Genomic DNA, 4,947 nt, shown 5'->3' with positions numbered 1-4,947 from the left:
CATTTGTTGCTGATCAGCTCACCGGGTACTGTGACGATGAAATCCAGGTTGATCTTGCCGTTCCTTTCCGCCACCTGCTTGCTCTTTGCCACGACGGTGATTTCGGAGAGTTCCATCTGGGTAATGTATTCACCCGTAACGCTGTCTTTCGTGGCCTCGGTCACAATATGCTCCTTTCCTTTGTCATCCGTCCATGTTATCTGCCGGGGCAGGCGGAATCCTGTATCTGCGACCGCTTCTTTCATTTGAGGCTGGGAGATGCGTACACGTGCCAGCTTGTGGTCTGTAACACATGAGACAAGCAGTCCCGAGAGCAATGCGTAAGGTATGATACGTCTTGTCTTTCTCATCGGTGGGGGAAATTAAAAAAGATAAACCATGTTCAGTGCGGCGCGGGTAGGAAGAAAATGCCAGCCGTAGTCCTTTTCCACAAGGTCACCGCAACGTTTACACAGATATTTGTCATATCCCAGCCACACTGCCCCGGCTCCGAGCTCCCACTCAAGGTTCCAGCGTCGTCCCAACTGGTATGCCCGGCCGATACTTATACCCACACCGTAACCTTCACCCTCATAACGGTATTTGCTGCCGAAAAGGTTGCCTACACTGTATGTACCGGCAGTGCCATGCATGCCGATGAACCCTCCCATATAACTCTCAAGCAGCCAGTAACGTACACCAGGCGATGCATAGAAATTGCGGAACTGGCGGTTCTTCGAAAACTTGAAAGGGTTGTACTGAAGCGGCAGATGCAGCGACCACTTGCGGTCCAGTGTCATGGACGCCTCCAGGTTCAGGTTGGCCGTAGCCAGACCGATTATGTTGGTACGCAGCGAATAGGACTGTGCCGATACAGCCAGGCCGCAGGCAAGGAAGCCTGCCAGAAGAAATGCCTTTTTTATCATACCGGCTTCTCCTCCTTTTCCTTGATGACAACCACTTCCCAGGCAGTCAGGGTATTGAACCAACGGTTCTCCCACTGGCGGGCGGCACAATCGAATTTCACATGCACAGTCTGGCCGACCTCGACGGCATACCGGTCAATGTTGGCGTTCATCAGCTGAAGGCACAGGCTCTGCGGCTTGTTTTCTTCTGTCTCGAGAACGAATTCCCGGCTCTTCCATTCATTGCCGGATGTCTTGCCGATCCCATCCCTGATGGGAAGAACGGCGATGATTTTTCCTTGTATTTCCATTTTTATTAATATTGGTTTGATGTGATTCTGTAGATTAAGCGGGGATACGCTTTCATGGTTAAAATCTGAATGCCATTAAAACTTTTATTCCATTTATGAAAAACGCATATCCCGCTTATGCTCTATATTTGTAATGTCATTTATTTCAACTGCCAGATATTTCATAATACAGTTTTATTCATTTCTTTTGTCATTTTCTGAAATATATCATCAATCAATTGTTTAATCTCACAGACATAGCTTCCCATGCTCCATCCTTCCAGCTGACACACCATTAAATCAAATTCTATTTCTTGTAACAGCTTCACTTTAAATCTCTCGCGGGCAAAGACGTTTACCCTTTGACGTACATTACGGTTAATCATCGGGTCTTGTTTGGGCTCTTTGCTCTTGGGCTTCTGCATTTTGCTCGTTGGGTGATTAACCGCTACGTCATTGGCAGGTATGTTGGCCTTCACAAGAACCCTCTTTTGACCCTTCAGGACACTTTTACCGTTTGTAAAGAAATCATATCCGAATAGAGGAGAACCGGTATGTTTGTCAATAGAGAATCCTTCAGGCGGTTCTTCATAGAGTTCCCAGTCCATGTATCTATTCATCTCTATACTGTTTATATTCAGCCCCAGCTATCTCCGTTTTTATGAAAATCCAAAATGGCTTTTTGTATCTCTTCATCATTTTTAGGTTCATGGGTATATCTCTCATGGCAATAACAGTATCTACTGCCATAAGAACAGGTATTATAAATTCTATTCAATTCCTCTCCAACTCTCCAACGTGCATGAGGGTCAGGAATTCTTCCCTCTTGTAACCATTGCCAATGAGTTTTCATTTTCTCCCGGTATTCGGCATTCTGTTTTCTCTTCTCTTCCCGTTTCTTGGCTACATCCCGATATTCTTTCCTTTTGGCAGAGAGGATGGCTTTTGCAGCTTCCTTATCTTCATGTACTTCACAGTCTTTGAAATAGACAGCTTTGGCAGAGTAATAACAATTAGTCCATTGTTCTGTACCTTCCGCCCCCTCATTGGGTATAAAACCCTTTTTAGCCCATTGTAATGCCGTTAATATTTCCATAGTCCATTCCTTTTTCATTTTATGCTATTCAGCCAGTTCAATGCATTTTGCATATCACTTGTATAGTCGGCACTATAGATATACGTGACTTCATCACCGGCCTTGTATTCCCGGTCATTGTCAGTTTCTCCTACAATAAACTCCATATTTGAAGTACCTAATTTGAACACGCCTATACAATAGGTCGTGCCGTCTCTTTCAGCACTCTTTTTGGTTGCCAAGAGGAAAATTCTTTCTGCATCTGATTTATTCATGACTCCAATGTTTTGATTGTTCTCCTTTCCTCGGGATACGGATATATTTCCTGAAAAGATAACTGCAACTCTTTGACAGGCGTAGCCGGAAGGTCTCCTCACGAGGAAGCACTTCCAATGTTACCGCTATGGGAATATCCTGCCAGGTGATACCGGGAAACATTTCCTTGAACGCTCCCTGGGGAATATGCAGGGCTTCCTTGCCGATCCATATGCCGGTATCCCTTTCAGGCTTGTAAGTGAAAAGATGCCCCGTACCGTCATAGTCCACAGCAAACCAGAATGTATTCCTCATGGCTTACCGTTGCCCGGTTCTTCCCCGGGAAAGATAACAGTTCCTTCTCCTAACAGGCATTTCACTTTCGTAACCGATATGATGCATACCAGGTTGTCCGATTTACCTTCCACATGGATGTACCATTGGGGGGCGGTATCCTTTCCTGCAACAAAATGCAGGGGTTTGGTACGCGGATATTTGGCATCCAGCTCTTCTATCCGACAGTGAATCTCTTCTTTCAGGTCATCCAGTGCATTCCGGTCCTTGAGCAGGCAGTCTTTGAATTTCAGGATATACTCCTGGAGTTCACTGCCTTTCCTGTTTACCGACGCATAGGTCTGTATATAATGTATAAAGTACATATTATTATAGTTTAAATGGCTTATTCTATCTCTTCACCCCACAAATCCAGATCACTGGGGGCATGCATGGCGGAATAACAGAGCCACACCCAACCCAGTATATATACAGTGGCAAAAACTATCCAGAATACTCTCATATGCATCCCCCTTTTATTTGCCTGTCCAGATTGATACTCAGCCCGTCACCCATGCCAGAATAATAGGCGGGATAGTCAGTCTGTGCATTTCTTGTCAGGACTTTTTTACATGTCCTGATTTTTTCCAGATACTTGTCTATAAGTGCGCCCTGACAAAGTACCAGGGCGGTATCACGGACTGTTTCCGCCGGAATATTGCGTATGGCTTCAAATTGTTCTCTCAGTCCGGATGATGCTCCCTCAAGATATGAGCGGATATATTTCTTTTTGTATTTTCCGGTACGGTAATACCCCCGTTTTGAAGACACGTACTCCAGATGTCTTTTATTCGCCAGCCTGCGGAAGGCAGAACGCAGATAATCATACAGGACGCTTACGGCTGCAATATTTTCTTCGGTTCCAACAATGGTCATATCTGTGGTTCCTTGATAAATAAGCAGCCGGCAGTAATTATATTGGCACAGGACACGAAGCAGATCACGCTTCCAGTAACTGCCGAATGTATCCTTGAAACTGAGCCTGTCAGATCTCCTGATCTGGAACTTCTCCTCTGGCTGCCTTTCATTTATGTCAAGCAGGGAAAGGTTATACTCCCTCAGAAGCCGGTTCACCAATATGGCCGCATTGTTCGCCTCTCCTTCCGAGGTTGTCGACTTTTTCAGGCGTATCAGCTTGCGGATACGCTCCATAATTTTATCCGGTATGTCATTCTCCTGTTTCATACTTGATTGTTTAATCTTCATCAAAATCATCCTTCTGTAAATCGTAGCCGGTCAGTACGGCTTCTTTCAATACCGCTTTCAGGTCATGCGCCGGACCGGATGACAACAGTCTTTCGGCAATCTCTTCCGCCCGCTCTGCAAGGCTCTTCTTTTCTTCTGTACTGAAAGTCACAGTCCCGAACCGGGTGGTGTATCTTTTCCCTTCAATTGTAATATTCTGGGAGAAACTTACGCGGGCGGCATTACACCTGACCGACTCCCTGGCCAGACGGTTTCCAAACCATCCTGCAAAGGCCATGAGATCCGTATAGGAACCGGCTGCCTTATCCATGCAACACTCAAGGTTTTGTCTCATACCTTCTTCAAACATGGCCCTTGCAAATGTCTCTCCGGAATTGCAGCCGCTACGTTCTGTTACATCCCGGTATATTTCTTCAAATGTTTTCATTATTCTGTTTTTTGCTCTTCACATCTCATGCCCGCTTACCGGGCATTTCATTTTCTGCAGGAATTCGTTAAAATCATTGCATGACGGATACAGACGCTCGGACTCATTCACCAATATCGTACCTTTTGGAAGGAACCGTTGCATTTTTCGGAAAGCCTCCCGTCCCGGGCCGTCATTGTCAAGGAAAGCATGTACTTTCTCATACCTTGAAAGGAAATCTTTCGAACGTTCGACAATGGCTGTGGAGTTGAGCACACACACATCCAGCTTCCTCAGTGCCGGCAATTCAGGATGGTCCTTTGCATACTGCTTGAAGCTGAGCAGGTCGAAGAAACCTTCGAAAACGGCACAGGAACGGTTGCCTTCTGCAATGCTGGTAATGTCCTTGGTATTGGCACACCCCTTGAACATGCTGTTCCGCAATTCGAACCCCTGATGGTCATTGGCAAATCCAATCGCGTATTTCTCGCGGGGGTT

General features: G+C 45.9%; 10 protein-coding genes and 1 pseudogene. All 11 read right to left on the bottom strand.

The features are described from left to right. Nucleotides 1-350: pseudogene (locus AB5903_RS21635) on the bottom strand (hypothetical protein); the annotation flags it as partial. Nucleotides 351-362: 12 nt separating this feature from the next. Beyond that, nucleotides 363-905 carry a DUF3575 domain-containing protein gene (locus AB5903_RS21630; RefSeq protein WP_117917855.1) on the bottom strand — a complete coding sequence of 181 codons (543 nt, stop codon included), beginning with the start codon at nt 903-905 and terminating at the stop codon, nt 363-365. Further along, nucleotides 902-1,195, bottom strand: coding sequence for a DUF3127 domain-containing protein (locus tag AB5903_RS21625; protein ID WP_016662299.1), 294 nt, complete (start codon nt 1,193-1,195; stop codon nt 902-904). The genes AB5903_RS21630 and AB5903_RS21625 overlap by 4 nt, the downstream gene beginning before the upstream one ends. 161 nt (nt 1,196-1,356) lie before the next feature. Beyond that, complete coding sequence (locus AB5903_RS21620) at nt 1,357-1,794, bottom strand: hypothetical protein (RefSeq protein WP_016662300.1); 438 nt, start codon at nt 1,792-1,794, stop codon at nt 1,357-1,359. 17 nt (nt 1,795-1,811) lie between these two features. After that, nucleotides 1,812-2,270 carry a hypothetical protein gene (locus AB5903_RS21615; protein ID WP_016662301.1) on the bottom strand — a complete coding sequence of 153 codons (459 nt, stop codon included), beginning with the start codon at nt 2,268-2,270 and terminating at the stop codon, nt 1,812-1,814. 14 nt (nt 2,271-2,284) lie between these two features. Further along, nucleotides 2,285-2,524 carry a hypothetical protein gene (locus AB5903_RS21610; protein ID WP_016662302.1) on the bottom strand — a complete coding sequence of 80 codons (240 nt, stop codon included), beginning with the start codon at nt 2,522-2,524 and terminating at the stop codon, nt 2,285-2,287. Continuing rightward, nucleotides 2,517-2,819, bottom strand: coding sequence for a hypothetical protein (locus AB5903_RS21605; protein ID WP_016662303.1), 303 nt, complete (start codon nt 2,817-2,819; stop codon nt 2,517-2,519). Before AB5903_RS21605 ends, AB5903_RS21610 begins: the two co-directional genes overlap by 8 nt. Further along, entirely contained in the window at nt 2,816-3,163 is a 348-nt protein-coding gene (locus AB5903_RS21600) for a hypothetical protein (protein ID WP_016662304.1), read from the bottom strand. Before AB5903_RS21600 ends, AB5903_RS21605 begins: the two co-directional genes overlap by 4 nt. A 133-nt stretch (nt 3,164-3,296) precedes the next feature. Further along, nucleotides 3,297-4,022 carry a DUF2786 domain-containing protein gene (locus tag AB5903_RS21595; protein ID WP_016662306.1) on the bottom strand — a complete coding sequence of 242 codons (726 nt, stop codon included), beginning with the start codon at nt 4,020-4,022 and terminating at the stop codon, nt 3,297-3,299. A 10-nt stretch (nt 4,023-4,032) separates the two neighbouring features. Next, complete coding sequence (locus tag AB5903_RS21590; RefSeq protein ID WP_016662307.1) at nt 4,033-4,470, bottom strand: hypothetical protein; 438 nt, start codon at nt 4,468-4,470, stop codon at nt 4,033-4,035. An 18-nt stretch (nt 4,471-4,488) separates the two neighbouring features. Continuing rightward, on the bottom strand, nt 4,489-4,947 hold a 459-nt coding region (locus tag AB5903_RS21585; protein ID WP_368118274.1), incomplete at its 5' end, for a toprim domain-containing protein.

This window comes from Bacteroides sp. 2201st1_D9_2201SCRN_220225, from assembly GCF_040928965.1.
Lineage (GTDB): Bacteria > Bacteroidota > Bacteroidia > Bacteroidales > Bacteroidaceae > Bacteroides > Bacteroides stercoris.
This window is presented reverse-complemented; position numbering and strand designations above follow the sequence as displayed.